This is a genomic window from Shimia sp. MMG029 (assembly GCF_027947445.1).
Taxonomy (GTDB): Bacteria; Pseudomonadota; Alphaproteobacteria; order Rhodobacterales; family Rhodobacteraceae; genus Shimia.
On record NZ_JAQJIM010000001.1, the window covers coordinates 117,804 to 134,170 of the forward strand.

At 57.9% G+C, this 16,367-nt stretch carries 19 protein-coding genes; 12 read left to right on the top strand and 7 right to left on the bottom strand.

Features of this window, described 5'->3' with window-relative positions; genetic code table 11:
• Positions 1-82 precede the first annotated feature (82 nt).
• The 6 genes from PJL69_RS00610 (at position 83) to PJL69_RS00635 (ending at position 6,382) form a co-directional block, all read left to right on the top strand.
• Positions 83-769 carry an SURF1 family protein gene (locus PJL69_RS00610; protein ID WP_271307939.1) on the top strand — a complete coding sequence of 229 codons (687 nt, stop codon included), beginning with the start codon at positions 83-85 and terminating at the stop codon, positions 767-769.
• The gene (gene thrC / locus PJL69_RS00615) at positions 766-2,154 is read left to right on the top strand and encodes a threonine synthase (protein WP_271307940.1); all 1,389 of its coding nucleotides are present in this window, start codon (positions 766-768) and stop codon (positions 2,152-2,154) included. The genes PJL69_RS00610 and thrC overlap by 4 nt, the downstream gene beginning before the upstream one ends.
• Positions 2,151-3,413 (top strand): M16 family metallopeptidase, encoded by a 1,263-nt coding sequence (locus tag PJL69_RS00620; protein WP_271307941.1) that lies wholly within the window; start codon positions 2,151-2,153, stop codon positions 3,411-3,413. The genes thrC and PJL69_RS00620 overlap by 4 nt, the downstream gene beginning before the upstream one ends.
• Positions 3,413-4,003, top strand: a complete 591-nt coding sequence (locus tag PJL69_RS00625; RefSeq protein WP_209097607.1) for a GNAT family N-acetyltransferase — start codon at positions 3,413-3,415, stop codon at positions 4,001-4,003. The genes PJL69_RS00620 and PJL69_RS00625 overlap by 1 nt, the downstream gene beginning before the upstream one ends.
• 124 nt (positions 4,004-4,127) lie before the next feature.
• The gene (locus PJL69_RS00630) at positions 4,128-4,946 is read left to right on the top strand and encodes an MBL fold metallo-hydrolase (protein WP_271307942.1); all 819 of its coding nucleotides are present in this window, start codon (positions 4,128-4,130) and stop codon (positions 4,944-4,946) included.
• A gap of 32 nt (positions 4,947-4,978) precedes the next feature.
• Positions 4,979-6,382, top strand: a complete 1,404-nt coding sequence (locus PJL69_RS00635) for an FAD-binding oxidoreductase (protein ID WP_271307943.1) — start codon at positions 4,979-4,981, stop codon at positions 6,380-6,382.
• A gap of 48 nt (positions 6,383-6,430) precedes the next feature.
• Here PJL69_RS00635 and PJL69_RS00640 read toward each other — a convergent pair whose 3' ends face one another.
• Positions 6,431-6,970, bottom strand: a complete 540-nt coding sequence (locus PJL69_RS00640) for an adenine phosphoribosyltransferase (protein ID WP_209097604.1) — start codon at positions 6,968-6,970, stop codon at positions 6,431-6,433.
• Between the two features lie 84 nt (positions 6,971-7,054).
• Entirely contained in the window at positions 7,055-7,183 is a 129-nt protein-coding gene (locus PJL69_RS00645; protein ID WP_271307944.1) for a hypothetical protein, read from the bottom strand.
• Positions 7,184-7,352: 169 nt separating this feature from the next.
• Here PJL69_RS00645 and PJL69_RS00650 point away from each other — a divergent pair, with 169 nt between their 5' ends.
• On the top strand, positions 7,353-7,511 hold the full coding sequence (locus PJL69_RS00650) for a hypothetical protein (RefSeq protein WP_271307945.1): 159 nt from the start codon (positions 7,353-7,355) through the stop codon (positions 7,509-7,511).
• Here the strand turns inward: PJL69_RS00650 and PJL69_RS00655 are convergent.
• Positions 7,508-8,137, bottom strand: a complete 630-nt coding sequence (locus tag PJL69_RS00655) for a LysE family translocator (protein ID WP_271307946.1) — start codon at positions 8,135-8,137, stop codon at positions 7,508-7,510. The two genes, PJL69_RS00650 and PJL69_RS00655, sit on opposite strands and share 4 nt — an antisense overlap.
• Positions 8,138-8,453: 316 nt before the next feature.
• On the opposite strand from PJL69_RS00655, the gene PJL69_RS00660 reads away from it, so the two are divergent.
• A complete protein-coding gene (locus PJL69_RS00660) occupies positions 8,454-9,215 on the top strand; it encodes a hypothetical protein (protein WP_209097602.1) in 762 nt (253 codons plus the stop codon).
• A 6-nt stretch (positions 9,216-9,221) separates the two neighbouring features.
• Here PJL69_RS00660 and PJL69_RS00665 read toward each other — a convergent pair whose 3' ends face one another.
• Positions 9,222-10,094, bottom strand: a complete 873-nt coding sequence (locus PJL69_RS00665; protein ID WP_271307947.1) for an S-methyl-5'-thioadenosine phosphorylase — start codon at positions 10,092-10,094, stop codon at positions 9,222-9,224.
• A 209-nt stretch (positions 10,095-10,303) separates the two neighbouring features.
• On the opposite strand from PJL69_RS00665, the gene PJL69_RS00670 reads away from it, so the two are divergent.
• Together PJL69_RS00670 and PJL69_RS00675 are read left to right on the top strand one after the other, a co-directional pair.
• Positions 10,304-11,041, top strand: a complete 738-nt coding sequence (locus tag PJL69_RS00670) for a substrate-binding periplasmic protein (RefSeq protein ID WP_271307948.1) — start codon at positions 10,304-10,306, stop codon at positions 11,039-11,041.
• A gap of 236 nt (positions 11,042-11,277) precedes the next feature.
• Complete coding sequence (locus tag PJL69_RS00675; protein ID WP_271307949.1) at positions 11,278-12,924, top strand: SulP family inorganic anion transporter; 1,647 nt, start codon at positions 11,278-11,280, stop codon at positions 12,922-12,924.
• A gap of 51 nt (positions 12,925-12,975) precedes the next feature.
• Here PJL69_RS00675 and PJL69_RS00680 read toward each other — a convergent pair whose 3' ends face one another.
• Positions 12,976-13,356 (bottom strand): DUF805 domain-containing protein, encoded by a 381-nt coding sequence (locus tag PJL69_RS00680; protein ID WP_271307950.1) that lies wholly within the window; start codon positions 13,354-13,356, stop codon positions 12,976-12,978.
• 124 nt (positions 13,357-13,480) lie between these two features.
• Between PJL69_RS00680 and PJL69_RS00685 the strand changes: the two genes are divergently transcribed.
• A complete protein-coding gene (locus tag PJL69_RS00685) occupies positions 13,481-14,392 on the top strand; it encodes an AEC family transporter (RefSeq protein WP_271307951.1) in 912 nt (303 codons plus the stop codon).
• A 93-nt stretch (positions 14,393-14,485) separates the two neighbouring features.
• Here PJL69_RS00685 and PJL69_RS00690 read toward each other — a convergent pair whose 3' ends face one another.
• Positions 14,486-15,118, bottom strand: a complete 633-nt coding sequence (locus tag PJL69_RS00690; protein ID WP_271307952.1) for a CatB-related O-acetyltransferase — start codon at positions 15,116-15,118, stop codon at positions 14,486-14,488.
• A 21-nt stretch (positions 15,119-15,139) separates the two neighbouring features.
• Positions 15,140-15,748 (bottom strand): flavin reductase family protein, encoded by a 609-nt coding sequence (locus PJL69_RS00695; RefSeq protein ID WP_271307953.1) that lies wholly within the window; start codon positions 15,746-15,748, stop codon positions 15,140-15,142.
• A 93-nt stretch (positions 15,749-15,841) separates the two neighbouring features.
• Here PJL69_RS00695 and PJL69_RS00700 point away from each other — a divergent pair, with 93 nt between their 5' ends.
• A complete protein-coding gene (locus tag PJL69_RS00700; RefSeq protein ID WP_271307954.1) occupies positions 15,842-16,339 on the top strand; it encodes a GNAT family N-acetyltransferase in 498 nt (165 codons plus the stop codon).
• Positions 16,340-16,367 lie beyond the last annotated feature (28 nt).

Below are 16,367 nucleotides of genomic sequence, written 5' to 3' on the forward strand. Positions count from 1 at the left end.
GGTTGATCCTTTGGTGTGGATAGGCTTAAAGCAAATCGCGGTGGGGCTTCCTGCCGCGATTATGCTTTGAAAGGACCCTTCATTGCGTCGACTGTTCTGGCCGCTGTTCTTTGGCATTTTGGGCACGGTTGTGCTTGTGTCGCTGGGCGTCTGGCAGATGCAGCGACTGATGTGGAAAGAAGGGGTTCTTGCGGACATCGAAGCGCGGATCGCAAGCGCGCCTGTGGCCCTGCCGCAGACCATTGATCCAGAAGCTGATAGATACCTTCCGGTACATCTGCGCGGCACGGTCACGGGAGATGAAATCCATCTGTTGGCGAGCACGCGAGAAGTGGGCGCGGTGTACCGCGTCGTGAGCGCCTTTGAGACAGAGGATGGCCGCCGCATCATGGTGGACCGGGGATGGATCAGGACCGCTGACAAAGAGGCAGCGCGGCCTGCATTTGCGACTGAGATCATCGGCAATCTGCATTGGCCAGAAGAGCGCGACAGCTATACACCGGCCAATGATAAGGGCGCAAATATCTGGTTTGCGCGCGATGTGGACGAGATGGCAGCGGCTTTGGATGCGGATCCCGTACTTGTGATTGTGCGCGAGATCAGCGACAACACGCCCAAAGTGACCCCATTGCCGGTGGACAATGCCGCCATTCCCAACAATCACCTTGAATATGTCATCACATGGTTCGGACTTGCGATTGTCTGGGTGGCGATGACGCTGTATTACCTGCGCCGGATGCGCAAAACCAAAAAGGCTGAAGAGACGTGAAATACATTTCGACCCGCGGAAATGCCCCGGAGCTGAGCTTTGAAGAGGCGATGCTGACTGGTCTCGCGCGTGATGGCGGGCTTTATGTGCCTGAGACCATCCCGTCGCTCAGTGCGGACGAGATCGCGGCGATGGCTGGGAAGTCTTACGAAGAGGTGGCGTTCACCGTGATGCGGCCCTTTGTGGGCGATGCGTTCACGGATGAAGAATTCAAGGGCATCATCGCGCGGGCCTATGCAAACTTCCGCCATGAGGCGCGCGCGCCTTTGGTACAGCTGGCGCCAAACCATTACTTGATGGAGCTGTTCCACGGTCCGACACTGGCGTTTAAAGACTTTGCCATGCAGCTGATTGGCCAGCTGTTCCAGTTTTCGCTGGCGCGCCGCAATGAACGTGTGACCATCGTCGGAGCGACCTCTGGCGATACCGGTTCTGCCGCGATTGAGGCCTTCCGAGGGCTGGAAAATGTGGATGTGTTTATCCTGTTCCCGCATGGCCGTGTGTCGGACATTCAGCGCAAACAGATGACCACGCCGGCAGACAGCAACGTGCACGCGCTGGCGCTGGATGGCGACTTTGACGATTGTCAGGCGCGCCTGAAGGACATGTTCAACGATTTTGAGTTCCGTGATGGTGTGAAACTCGCGGGCGTGAATTCGATCAACTGGGCGCGGGTGCTGGCGCAGGTGGTATATTACTTCACCTCTGCCGTGAGCCTGGGCGCACCGCATCGCAAGGTGAGCTTCACCGTGCCAACCGGCAATTTTGGCGACATTTTCGCAGGCTATATCGCCAAGAAGATGGGCCTACCGATTGATCGGCTTGTGATCGCAACCAACCAGAACGATATCTTGCATCGTACGATGGAGAGTGGCGCTTATACCAAAGAGGGTGTGACGCCGTCGATCAGCCCGTCTATGGATATTCAGGTGAGCTCCAACTTTGAGCGCGCGCTGTTTGATGCCTATGGCCGCGATGGCGGGGCTGTGGCGCAGCTGATGGAAGAGCTGAAAGACGGCTCTTTTGCGATCAGTCAGGGCGCGATGGAGACGCTGAGAGAGCATTTTGACAGTGGCCGCGCCTCTGAAGAAGAGACCACTACGACGATAACAGACTCTTATCAATCCTGTGGTGAGGTGCTTTGTCCGCACTCTGCGGTTGGCGTGAAGGTTGCGAATGCCTATCTGGGCGAAACGCCCATGGTGACATTGGCCACAGCCCATCCGGCAAAATTCCCGGATGCTGTGGAGGCCGCGATGGGGGCTCGGCCCACACTTCCGCCACATATGGTGGATATGATGGACAAAGAGGAGCGCGTGACCCGCGTTCCAAACGATCTTCAGGCGCTTGAAGCGCTGGTACAGGAACGGATTGCACAACGTTGACAGTTCAACTTCACACCCTTTCAAACGGGTTTCGCATCGCTACTGAACATATGCCGGGGCTGGAAAGCGCCTCGATCGGGATCTGGGTAAGTGCCGGTGGCCGTCACGAGCGTGCGCCGCAGAATGGCATTGCGCATTTTCTGGAGCATATGGCGTTTAAAGGCACCAAGCGGCGCAATGCGCTGGAGATTGCCGAAACGATTGAGGATGTGGGCGGCTATATCAATGCCTACACCAGTCGCGAGGTCACAGCCTACTACGCGCGCGTGCTGAAAAACGATGTGGCACTGGCGATGGACGTTGTCGGGGATATCGTGCTGAACCCGATCTTTGATCCCAATGAGATTGAAGTGGAGCGCGGCGTGATCCTGCAAGAGATCGGCCAAGCGCTGGACACACCAGATGATGTGATCTTTGACTGGCTGCAGGAACGGGCCTATCCCAACCAGCCTATGGGCCGCACCATCTTGGGTGAGGGCGATCATGTGCGCAGCTTCAGCCGTGATGATCTGGCTGGGTTTGTGACCGAGCATTACCGGCCTGAGCGTATGATCCTGGCAGCTGCGGGTGGCGTGGATCACGATGAGATCGTGCGCATGGCGGAAGAGATGTTTGGTCATCTGGAGCGCGGCCCAGAAATTGAGATTGTGCCAGCACAATTTGCTGGCGGTGAGTACCGCACGGAAAAGGCGCTGGAGCAGGCGCATTTTGCAATCGGGTTTGAAAGCCCTGACTATTGCAGCCCTGAAATTTACACGGCGCAGATCTATTCGACCGCTCTTGGAGGCGGCATGTCGAGCCGCCTGTTCCAGGAAGTGCGCGAAAAACGTGGCCTGTGTTACTCGATTTTTGCGCAAACCGGGGCCTATGCCGATACCGGGATGACCACGATTTATGCGGGCACGTCCGGTGCGCAGATCGCGGAACTTGCTGAGATCACCATCGATGAGCTGAAGCGCGCGGCGGATGATATGTCGGCCAAAGAGATTGCGCGGGCGCGTACGCAGATGAAGGCAGGCCTTCTGATGGGGCTTGAGAGCCCATCCAGCCGCGCAGAGCGTCTGGCGCGGATGCTGGCGATCTGGGGCAAGATTCCGAGCCTCTCAGAGACGGTGACTCGTATTGATGCTGTGAGCGATGCGGATGTGCGCGGTTTTGCCGAGCAAATCGCGTCGAAGGCGCGCACTGCGATGGCGCTCTATGGGCCGGTGTCTGGTGCACCTGCGCTGGAGGCATTGGAAGACAGGCGCGCTGCCTGATGTTGATGACGCGGCGCAAGGTGCGGATCGAGACGGATCGGCTGACCCTGCGTCCGCCGATTCATGCCGATTTTCGCGAATGGGCGATATTGCGCAGTGAAAGCGAAGAATTTCTCACACCGTGGGAGCCGGTCTGGGCCAGCACCCATTTGAGCCGGAAGAGCTTTACAAACCGGGTGTATTGGGCGCAGCGGTCGATCTCTGGCGACACAGCGGTGCCGTTGTTCATCTTCCGCCGCGAAGATGATCGGCTTTTGGGCGCGATCACGCTTGACAATATCCGGCGTGGGCCCGCGCAGGCAGGGACGCTGGGCTATTGGGTGGGCGAACGTTTTGCACGCAACGGCTACATGAGCGAAGCAATCGAAGCTGTTGTGCATCATGCTTTTTCGCGTCTTGACCTCAGCCGAATTGAGGCGGCCTGCCTGCCGGAAAATGTCGCGAGCCGTGGGGTGTTGGAGAAGTCCGGCTTTAAGTACGAGGGCGTGGCGCAGAGTTATCTGCAGATCAACGGCCGTTGGCGGACCCATGTGCTTTATGCGGCGCTGCGCCATGATCGCCGTGGGCGCACGCTGGCGGGACAGGTTTAGCCTTTTTTCCTCTTATTTTTGGTGCTTGCGCGGCGCACTTAAAGCGACGCCGCATGAAGCACGCGCCAAACGGGCGTAAGTCTGCTATCCTCCGATTTCAGGTGATCTGATGGAGGAAGGCAGAATGCGATTTCTCATGGGGCTGTGCGTGGCTTTGGCACTTGGGAGCGGGGTGGTTGCAGCACAGGAACGACGGCCAAGTCATTGTATTGCCTTGGCAGAAGCGCCGGGCGTGACTTATCTGCACAAAGCGTCCTTTCGCGATCCGGTGGCGGAGCATTCGGTGCGTATCAGCTATATTCACCATGCCTCTTTTCTGATTCAGAGCGCGGATGGGATTGATGCGGTGACCGACTATACCGGTTTTCTGGGCACCACGGATTTTGTGCCGGATGTTGTGACCATGAACCATGCCCATGGCACCCACTGGACCGCCAACCCAGATCCAGAAATCCCGCATGTTTTGCCGGGATGGGGCGACTATGGGCTGGGGATAGAGCACCACCTTGATCTGGGTGCGATGCTTGTGCGCAATGTATCGACCGACATTCGCAGCTACGGTGGGGTGGAAGAAAAGGGCAATTCCATCTTCATTTTCGAAGTTGCTGGGCTGTGTATAGGGCATCTGGGGCATCTGCATCACGAGCCAAATGCGGCGCAATATGCAGCAATTGGGCGGCTGGATGTGGTGATGGCCGCGGTGGACGGAGGCATGAGCCTTGATGTGGCAACCATGATGCGGGTACTGCGAAAGCTGAAGGCTCAGGTTGTGATCCCAATGCATTGGTTTGAGAGCTGGACTCTGGAGGCCTTTCTGACAGGGATGTCAGATGAATATCTTATCGAGCGTGGGGCTGGCTCCTCGATGACGGTGAGCCTCAGAGACCTGCCCAAGCAACCGACGATCAAGTTGCTCACGCCGCGCTTTCTGCAAGACCCCTAGACGCCGCGCAAAGCCTCCCGTAAGCCTTTGGTATGACGTTACAAGATGCCACGCCCGCCTTTGCTGATCGCCTTGCTGAGACTTTGCCGTCAGACACGCTGCGCATTCCGGATGCGCGGTACTTGGAGGAGCCGCGTGGGCGGTTTTTTGGGGGAGGTGGCGTGTTGGCATTGCCCCGCAGCACCGAAGAGGTTGCGGCCATTGTGAAGGCTTGTGCCAAGGCCAAGGTGCCGGTGGTGCCCTACGGCGGCGGCACGGGGCTTGTTGGGGGGCAGGTCAAACCAGAGGGGCCGGCACCGGTTGTGCTCTCGCTTGAGCGGATGAACCGCATTCGGGCTGTCTATCCGCTGGAAAACGTTCTGGTGGCCGATGCCGGCGCTATTCTGGCGGAGATACAGGCCGCAGCAGCGGCGGAGGATCGTTTGTTCCCGCTCTCGCTTGGCTCTGAGGGCTCTGCGCGAATTGGGGGCAACCTGTCGAGCAATGCAGGCGGGCTGAACGTGCTGCGCTATGGCAATACCCGCGATCTCTGCCTTGGGCTGGAGGCTGTGCTGCCAAATGGCGACATCTGGCATGGGCTGACACGGCTGCGCAAGGACAACACCGGTTATGATCTGCGCAATCTGCTGGTGGGAGCTGAGGGCACACTTGGAGTGATCACCGCCGCCGCGCTCAAACTATTTCCGCGCCCGCGTTCGGTGGGGACGGCTATCCTGCAAGTGACCGACCCTGAAGCGGCACTGCGGCTGTTGGCATTGGTGCGCGATCAGGTCGGAGAGAGCGTGAGCGCGTTTGAGTTGCTAAGCGCGCAAGGTATGGCGTTTGTTGCCGACACGCTGCCCGATGTACGCCTGCCGTTTGATGTGCCACCGGCCTGGTCGGTGTTGATTGAGTTGGGCATGCAAAGTGGTGCCGATGCCGCTTTGGAAGCGTTGTTTGAAGCCGCGCTGGACGCAGGGCTGGTGAGCGACGGGTTGATTGCGCAGAGTGAGACGCAGCGTGCGGACTTCTGGCGCTTGCGAGAGCATGTTCCGATTGCCAATAAGAAGGTCGGCTCGGTTGCGAGCCATGACATTTCGCTGCCTTTGGGCGCTTTGCCTGCGTTTATTGCGGAGGCTGATGCCAAGGTTGCGCAGTTTGGGCCTCTGCGCATCAACTGCTTTGGGCATCTTGGTGACGGCAATCTGCACTATAATGTCTTCCCACCCAAAGGTGGCGACCGGCATGATTATGACAATGTCCGCCATAGCGTGAGTGATGCGGTCTATGACCTTGTGCACAGCTATGGTGGCTCGTTCAGTGCTGAGCATGGGGTGGGGCGTTTGAAGGTGGCGGCTTTGCAGAAATACGGCGATCCGGCCCGCCTTGCTGCAATGCGCGCGATCAAAGCCGCGCTGGATCCGGCCGGGATCATGAACCCCGGCGCGGTGCTGTAGAATACTTTGCGTGTGTAACTGCCCGTATTGGGACGGGAAGGGGTAGGATCAGAGACCTTCAAACTCGCAAAGCACGGAGACATCCATGCCCATGGCTTCGAGCTTTTCGCGTCCGCCGAGTTCTGGCAGGTCGATGATGAAAGAGCAGCTGATGATTTCGCCGCCAAGGCGCTCGATCAGCTTGATGCCCGCCTCAGCGGTGCCGCCGGTGGCCAGCAGATCGTCCACCACCAGAACCTTTTCACCCGGCTGGATGGCGTCATCGTGGATTTCCACGATGGCTTCGCCGTATTCCAGTTTGTAGTCCTGAGAGATGGTGGTGCCGGGCAGCTTGCCCTTTTTGCGGATCGGCACAAAGCCGACGCTCAGCTGGTGGGCAATCGCGCCGCCTAAGATAAAGCCGCGGGCCTCAAGCCCGACCACCTTGTCGATGCGCGTGCCGGCATAGGGGTGCAGCATCTGGTCAATCGCCATGCGAAAGCCGCGCGGGTCGGCAAACAGCGTGGTGACATCGCGGAACATGATGCCCTCATGCGGGAAATCCACGATGGTGCGAATGTAGTCTTTGACTTGGGCGGCTTTGGGCATTTGGTCCCTCAAACATATGTGTTTTTTGACGGGTCACATGTGCCCAAAGCGGCCAGGTTTCGCAAGAGGGTCTGCCCTCGGCAGCTATTGGCGTTTTGCCGCGCCTTTGTAGCGGCGCAGGCGGTACATCGCGTTGGTCAGCCAGCGCGCGTGCGGCTTGTGCCAATCCAGGCGATCGTTCACCAATAGGGTTTTGGCTGTGTAGAGATTCATGACATGTCCCTTCTTCAACTGCTTCTGCTTTTAGAATTTTCTGGACTATGTATATTTAACGTATATACGCACCTGAGAATATCAAGGTTTTCCTTACCAGGGGATTAAGGTGGCAAAGAGCGATTCAGGGGACACCCCAAAGGGGGCTTCGGACAAGAAGGCGAAAGCCATGACAAAGTCGAAAGCCAAGAAAGACAGTCAGCTGATCTTGCGACTGGACAAGGAAGAGCGCGATGCCTTTGTTGAGCTGTGCAAAGAGCTCGATACCAGCGCAGCGCGTGAAATTCGCGGCTTTATTCGCAAATTTCTGAAGAAAAACGGGAGCTAGGCTGCTTTTTTTAATGTCGCAGTCAACACGCCCATTCCCATGAGAGTGACCCCACCGAGACGTGTCAAATTGCGCATAACACCGGGGCGGGAAATGCGCGCGCGCATCTTGTCAGCCAATAAGGCGTAAGCGAGCGCATTGAGCGCTGCCAGGCCCACAAATGTTGTGATGAGAAGAGCAAATTGCGGCAGCATTGGCGCTGTGGGCGTGATGAACTGCGGCACAAAGGCGATGAAGAAGCCGATGCTTTTTGGGTTCAAAGCGGTCACGGCCGCAGCATGGCCAAAGACACCCCGTGCGGGCAAATTGGCCCCTTTGGTGAGGTCACCCAGATCCGAGCTGCCCGCACTGCGCAGCATCTTGAAGCCGAGCCACAGCAGGTAGACAGCCCCGACCCATTTTAGCACCGTGAAGGCGGTTGCGGAGGCCAATATAATGGCGCCAAGCCCCAAAAGAGAGGCCGACATGGCGATGAAATCTCCGAACGCCACACCTGCGACTGTGGCAAGCGCGACCTGACGCCCTTGTGTCAGCGCATAGCTGAGAACCAGAAGGATGGTTGGGCCGGGGATCAGCAGAAGAGCGGTGGAGGCGGCGACGAAGGTGAGCCAGAGGTCAAAGGGCATTGGGGGGTGTCCTGTGTGGGGCATTGTATGCGCTGTTTACTTTGTCGACGGGGGCTTTTGCTTGCAAGTGGCCATGTGAGCGTTGTCCAAAGTCACCACTTGGACGGGTCAGGATAGCCTGAGGCGACTAGATTCAAAAAATATGATATGATGGCCCTTGTTTTGTTGCGTATTTGTGAGGTTCGTTATGACAAAATTTCTTCTGGCAGCTGTTTTTGCCTTTTCGCTCTACACCCCTGTTCATGCACAGTCTTGCCCTGACACCCACTATCCCTGTGGATCTGGCAGTTGTTGTTCCAAGTAGATGGTGAATCCGATGAAATTGGTGAAAACTGTGCTCGTGACAGCCGCGATGGTTGTCGCTGGGCTGTTCGCGTTCTCTTGGTTTACCACAGTCACGGAGGATGACATTTATGCATTTCATGAGTTGGAGTTTGATACCAACCCCATTCGCCTGACCCCAGGCAGCGTTGTTGCGGTGTCCCCGAATGGCAAAGTGACACGGATTTGCGATTTCGCGATTGACAGCATCCATCGCGGGCCAATTGAAAAATCTATATACTACAATCAGTTAAGGCAGGATTTTCCCAATTACGTCAAGTCGATCGCGCTGGTGAAGACGATGTTTGGTTCAGACGCGGATAAGACTCTGGCGCTGACTGGGGAAGAACCAGTGTCATATGAGGGGCGTGAGTTTGTTGGGCGGAATGCGGCCATCACCAACCTGAAGGACACAGCAAAGAACTTTGAGGATCCGACTTGTGAACACGACATGGCGTGGCACCTGTCTAAGGGCTTTAAGGCCTGTACCGTCGAAAAGGTGCTCAATCAGGTTGTCTTGCAGGAAAGCGGGACGATCAATGTTCAGACCGTGGCGGTGTCTTTTGCTGAGTATTCAAATTTCGTGACGCCGCAGAAATTTGACGAATTTGGAATCGAATACACTGAAGAGGCTGCGGGGGCCAACGGGCAGAAGTGCGAAGGCAGTTCCCACCCGTGGACCACTGTTGTCAAACGGAAGCTGAATGTTATTCAGCGGGTGACGGTCTCTGTTACCGAAACCATTTCGGAAAGCTGATCCAGCTTACAAAACCCGCCCGGCCACTGCGTTGAGCTGTTCGACCATGGCCGGGTCTCGTTTGTCTGGCGCTGTCAAAATCGCGTATTCCAGCGCGCGGTCACAGCCATATTCGCAGGGCGCGCGGTCCGCCCCCAAAAGCGCAGGCAGGCGGCGCACCATGTTGCGGCCTTTGTCAGCGTTGCCCATCAAGACTTTGATGATCTCTGAGACATCCACCTCGCCGTGGTCAGGATGCCAGCTGTCATAGTCCGTGACCATGGCGACTGAGGCGTAGCACAGCTCGGCTTCGCGGGCGAGCTTGGCTTCGGGCATGTTGGTCATGCCGATCACATCCGCGCCCCAGCTTTCGCGGTACATTTTGCTTTCGGCGAGCGTGGAGAACTGCGGGCCTTCCATGGCGAGGTAGGTGCCGCCTTTGTGTACATTGATGCCTGCGTCTTTGGCCGCGGTGAAACAGGCCTCAGAGAGGCGCGGACAGGTGGGGTGCGCGACGCTCACATGGGCCACGAGACCGGGGCCGAAGAAGGATTTTTCACGTGCAAAGGTGCGATCAATAAACTGGTCGACGATGACAAAATCACCCGGTGCCATTTCTTCGCGGAAGGAGCCTGTCGCCGACACGGAAATCACATCGGTTGCCCCAAGACGTTTGAGCGCGTCAATGTTGGCGCGGTAGGGGACAGAGGATGGCGTGTGGACGTGGCCGCGGCCGTGGCGGGGCAGGAATGCCATGCCGACTCCATCCAGTGTGCCGGTGAGAATCTCGTCCGATGGGGTGCCAAACGAGCTGTTCACCGTCTGCCATTTGGCGTTTTCCAACCCATCGATGTCATAAATTCCAGAACCACCGATTACGGCAATCATCGTTTTGGTCATGGCGCACCTTCTTCTATTTTCAGCCAAATTTTGTGTCGTTGATAGTCATGGTCGGACTCCGGATCTGAATCAAGCGGATCCGCCCGCGCGCCCATTAATCTGTTGTTATCGTCTGTTTCTTAGCCAGTGCGACACGATGCGTGCCCACCTCAATACCCATGGCATGGACTTTGACTTTAGCGAACACAATGTAGCGAACAAAAGGACGCATGATGAACCCCAAGAGCACCCTTGCAGTGGCTTCTACACTGGCGATGCTGATAGCTGGTGTTGCCAGCCCGGCTTTGGCTGAAACTACACTGCGCGTATATGCCGACGAGTATCACCCGGTTTACTATCTGAATGACGCCGAAGAAGTCGCAGGACCTGCGGCGGACATCATCCGCGAGGCGGCGGCGCGCGCAGGTGTCACAGTGGAATTTGAATATCGCCCGCTCAAGCGTGCACTGGCTGAAGTGGAGAAGACAGCGAACGTTTGTTTCATTGGTCTTTGGCACACGGAAGAGCGCGAGGACCGCTTCGCCTGGGCCGGCAATATCTTCACCGATGGCTATGCTATTTTTGCCAAAGAGGGCAGCGGTATCAGCATTTCATCGGTCGAAGAGAGCTTCACCTACACCACGGGGGTTACAGCTGGGTGGGGCAGCACCGAAGCGTTGCGGGCTGCGGGACATCCCAACCTGCAAGAGGTTACCGATGATCTGCTGAATGTGAAAAAGCTCGCGCACGGGCGTGTGGATCTTTGGGTCAGCGGCACGCTGAGTGGGCCGCATGCGGCGTCGCTTGAAAACGTTGCCGTGGAGCAGGTGCTGGCACTACAGGAAGTGCCGCTGGATTTCGCCTGCAACCTGGCGACCGATCCGGATGCGGTGTCTGGGATGGCAGCGGCCATTACTGACCTGCGCAACGAGGGCCGCACAGATGCGCTGTTGAGCCTGACCAACTGATCCAGAGCGGCGAGCATCTGGTGTCAGATGTTCGGTATTGTCTGCGGCTCCATCACAGGATGGGGCCGTTTTGCTTTGGCGCGCGCATTTATTGAGCGGCGCGGGCTGTGGTGGCGTGGGACTGCGTGTAACGGGCCGCTGTTCCGGGCCGATCTGGGCGTGGCTATTGTTTGCTTGCGTTAAACCGGCTAGGGAGGCTTCAAAGCGAACATTCCCAGACAAACGCAGGTAGCTATATGAGACGCGCGGCGTTGGCCATGCTGGCCAAGAATATTTCCCCCCCCAATCTTTCCATCATGCAGGATGAGGGTTTCACCCCGAGCCGCATCAAGACGGAGGTGCTTTCGGGCCTAATCGTTGCGCTTGCGCTTGTGCCAGAGGCGGTTGCCTTTGCCTTTGTGGCGGGTGTGGACCCGTTGGTTGGTCTTTACGCGGCCTTTCTTGTGGGATTGATCACGGCGGTGATCGGAGGCCGGCCCGGTATGATCTCTGGGGCAACCGGGGCGCTGGCGGTTGTGATGGTCGCGCTGGTGGCGGAACATGGCGTTGAATATCTGTTTGCGACTGTGATCCTGATGGGGATCTTGCAGATTTTTGCAGGTGCGATGCATTGGGGTAAGTTCATTCGCCTTGTGCCGCATCCCGTGATGCTGGGTTTTGTGAACGGTCTGGCAATCGTGATCTTTCTTGCACAGCTGACGCAATTTAAGGATCCGACCAATGCAGAGCAGTGGCTTGCCGGGCCACAGATGGCGATGATGCTGGGCCTTGTTGCGTTGACAATGGCGATCATCTGGGGGCTGCCGAAGCTGACGAAAGTCATTCCGGCACCGCTGGCGGGTATTGGCATCACCGCCATCCTCGTGATCGCGCTGGGCATCAACGTGCCAACCGTGGGCGACATGGCCTCCATCAAAGGTGGTTTGCCAAGCTTCCACATGCCGTTTGGCGAAGGTGAGGGGCTTTATCCTCCAGCGTTGCTCGCGCCATTCAACCTTGAAACGCTTTACATCATTCTGCCTTATGCGGTGATCCTCGCGGCGATTGGACTGATTGAAAGCCTGCTGACCCTGAACCTTGTGGGCGAAATGACCGGCAAGCGCGGTGGCGCGAGCCAGGAATGTATCGCGCAGGGAACAGCGAATGTGGTGACCGGCTTCTTTGGCGGCATGGGTGGCTGTGCGATGATTGGTCAGTCGATGATCAACGTGAAATCTGGGGGCCGTACACGGATCGCCGGTATTGCGGCGGCGCTGTTCCTGTTGGCCTTTATCGTGGTGGCAAGCCCGCTGATCGAACGTATTCCGCTGGCCGCGCTGGTGGGCGTGATGTTCATGGTGGTGATCGGCACCTTTGCCTGGAACAGCTTTAAGATCATGCGCCGTGTGCCGCGTATGGATGCCTTTGTGATCGTGCTGGTGACGGTTGTGACCGTGCTCGAAGACCTCGCCGTGGCGGTGGTTGTCGGGGTGATCGTGAGCGCGCTGGCCTACAGCTGGCAGAACGCGCGCCGTATTCATGCCCACACCCGCGAAAGCGAGTCTGATCCGGGAGCGAAGGTCTATGAAATCGAAGGGCCGCTGTTCTTTGGTTCTGCGGATGGCTTTGCCGAGCTGTTTGAGATCGATAATGACCCAGCGCATGTGATTGTGGACTTTGCGCGTTCGCGCGTGGTGGATCAATCTGCATTGCAGGCGATTGAGGCAGTGGCAGCAAAGTATGAAGAGGCGGGCAAGCAGCTGGTGCTGCGTCACCTCAGCCGCGATTGTCATGAACTGCTGAGCAAAGCGGGCCACCTGATGGTGGATAGCGATGATGACCCGGAATACGAGATCGCCGTGGATTACTCGGTGCGCACGGGTGTTCTGAGCGGCGGTCACTAAAGACCGTATCAAAGAAACGAGAAAGGGCTGGCCGATGGGCCAGCCCTTTTTTTATGCAGCTTGTGGCGCGGTATCTGCTGTGTTGCCCAGCGGATCAGGGCCGTAGCGGTTGGCGCCTTGCGTTCCGGGAACAAAAAGAAGCGCAATGGCGAAGAGGATGCCAATGCCGGGGATGATGGTGATCAGAATGGCCCAGCCGGTCCAGCCGAAATCACGACAGCGCTGACTGCCAACGGCCCAGCTTGCCACGAGGAACGGCAGGAGCAGCACCAGCAGAATAAGGCCAAGCCCAGCGGTTGCAGTTGCGACGCCGGCGGTGACACCGCTGACAATCATCGAAAGGATCACCATGAGCAATGTGAAAAGAAAGTAGCTTTTGCGGTTGCGACGACCGGAAAAGGAAAAGATATCTTGAAAGACAGGTTTGGACATTTCTGCTCCTAATAGTTGAGTAATTTGCTCGCTAATACCTTTCTTTTAGAAGCGCCAGCCCAAAATGGGCTTGTGCACGTCGCCACACTCAGGTGCGCGCCTGTGGCACGCCAAAGGAGCCGTTATGACATTTGTTGCCATCTTGATCGGTTTGCTGCCGTCGTTCCTATTGGTGGGTCTTGGCGCGATTTTGCGGCCACGGCTTTCGTTGAATGCGTGGCAGGGGCTCGACAAGCTGAATTTTGAAATTCTGTTCCCAGCGCTTTTGTTTGTGGCGGCAAGTCAGATGCCGCTTGAGCTGACCAAAGTGGTGTCGATCGCACCGATTGTCTGGCTGCTGCTCGCGGTTGGGCTCGCAGTGGGCTATTTGGCGCGCTCGTTTGGCCCAGAAGTGTTTCGCGATTTTGCTGCGGGCTGGCAGACTTCCTGGCGGTTTAACACGGCGTTGGCGTTCATCGCTGTGGCGACAACAGAGAAAGCTGGCGCAGGTGAAATGGCTGTGGTGGTTGGCATGGGGGTGCCAATGGCCAACGCGCTGGCGGTGATCGTGTTGAGCCGGGGTGAAAGCCTTGGGCTTTGGGGAACTGTGCGCAAAGTGGCCTTGAACCCTTTTCTTTTGGCGTCGTTGAGTGGCGTTGTGGTGGGGCTTTCTGGCCTGCGCATACCAGGGCCTGTATTGGCTCCGCTTGAGATGCTGTCAGCGGCGGCGATCCCGATTGCGCTGATTTCTGTGGGTGCGACAATGAACTGGGGGGCGCTGGCGCGACTGGACCGGTTCAGCGGGTTGATTTGCACCACGAAACTGATTGTGATGCCCGCTTGTGCTCTGGGACTGGCTGTCAGCTTAGGGCTTGAGAGTGGTGTTGCGGCCGCGTTGGTGATCTGGGCGGCGTTGCCCACGGCAAGCGCGGCGCATGTTCTGGCGGCAGGTTTTGGCGCAGATCGGGAGTTGGCGGCCACTTTGGTGGCGCAAACCACTCTGCTGGGAGCGGCGAGCCTGACATTGTGGATCACTTTGGTTGAGGTGGTGTTTTAGCCCGGTCCAGAGACGCGCCTGATCCTGAGTGAGAGCTGAAAGCGCCCTCCCATGGGGAGGGTCGGGCGCGGGTCGGCGGTGCCGAGCACGACCTCAGAGACGTTCTAGCGCGTCGACATCTCCAGCCATGATCGCCGGGATGGCGGCTTCGATCCGATCCTGCGACCAATCCCACCAAGCGACCACCAAAAGGCGGGCGATTGTGGCCTCGTCATACCGCTTGCGCACAACGGCGCCGGGATTGCCTGTCACGATCCCGTAGGGCGGAACCGTGCCACGCACCACCGCGCCTGCGCCGATGATCGCGCCATGACCGATTTGAGCGCCGGGCAGCACCATTGCGCCATAGCCGAGCCAGACGTCATGACCCACAACCGTGTCGCGTTTATCGGGCTGATATCCTTCGGGCACGGTTTCGCCAAAAATCGGGAATGGATAACAGCTCAACCCATCCATGGCGTGATTGGCTGAGGCGGTGATGAAGCGCACCCCATGTGCGATCTGGCAGAACTTGCCGATCTGAAGTTTTTCCTGCGAGAAGGGGAAGAGGTAAGGGGCCAGATGGGTGGCCCAATCCTCAGGCGGTGCAAAGTCGGAGGCATAGGTGAAGTCTCCGACCGAGAAGTTTGGTTGTTCAATCACGGCGGAGAGCAACACCGTGCCGGCGTGGCGTGATCCATCCGGGAGCACGATGGGGTGCGGCTGGGTTGGATCAGGCAGGGGCATGGGGCTCTCCGTGTGTTGGGGTCAGCTTTGGCCAGGGCGGGCCAGCGTGAATGTGTTGTCGACCACCGAGTAGTCCTTGTAGCCAAGGCGGGCGAGGGGGCGGAAGGTCGTCACGTCAAAGATGCCATCCACAAGGCAGTCGTCGCGCAGATGCACGCCTGTGACTTCGCCGATCACCATGAAGTTGTTTTCCCCCAAAAGCGGCACGATCTGCGTCATGCGGCATTCCAGAGAGGCCGGTGCGCCCACAAGGCGCGGGCAAGCGACGGTGTCACATTGTGCAGCCTCAAGACCTGCTTTCTCAAACTCGTCGACGTCCTTGCCATAGCCATCGGTGGAGATGTTCATCGCATCGCGCATGTCAGACGCAACGATGTTCACACAGAACACCTCGGTGGCGCGGATGTTAGCCAGACTGTCTTTGCCTTCAGCTTGGTCATCTTTCTTGCCGGTAGAGGCAAACATCACTTGCGGCGGGTTGTCTGCGAGGCCGTTGAAAAACGAATAAGGTGCGAGGTTGCGCACGCCGTTTGCATCCTGTGTCGACACCCATGCAATCGGGCGCGGGGTGATGATCGCTTTGAACGGGTTGTGCGGGAGGCCGTGGCCGTCCTTTGGCTGATAGAACATGAGGTTTCCCTTATTGGTTTGCAGGAAGTCGTAGCGCCATGTTAGGGGCGAGGGAACCTTAAAAAGACGACATAATCGGGTGGAGAGCGGGCGGTGTTCACGCTGGCAGTGGAGACAGGTGAGGATTGGTGGGAAGTGGAGGCGCTGTATGACCTCTGCTTTGCGCCGGGGCGTGAGGCGCTGAGTTCTTATCGTTTGCGTGATGGTGTGGAGCCTGTAGCGGGGCTGTCGCTGGTGGCGCGGGATGTGGATGGCATTCTGGCGGGCGCAATCCGCTATTGGCCGGTGAAGATTGGCGATGCGCAAGCTTTGCTCCTGGGGCCTGTGGCGGTGCATCCGACACATCAGGGCGAAGGATTGGGTGGTTTGCTGATCGAAGACAGTCTGAGCCGCGCAGCCCCCTTGGGCTGGGAGCGGGTGATGCTTGTGGGGGATGCGCCTTACTACCGCCGGTTTGGTTTTGAGAAACTTGCAAATGTCGTCATGCCGCCGCCGACCAACCCGGAGCGCGTACTGGGGCGGGCGCTGGTGGACGGCGCGTGGGCAGACATTGCCGGCGATGTGGAAAGCGTTGCTGAGGGGACTGCGTGAATAGCAAGAAACTTGACTGCGCCGCAGG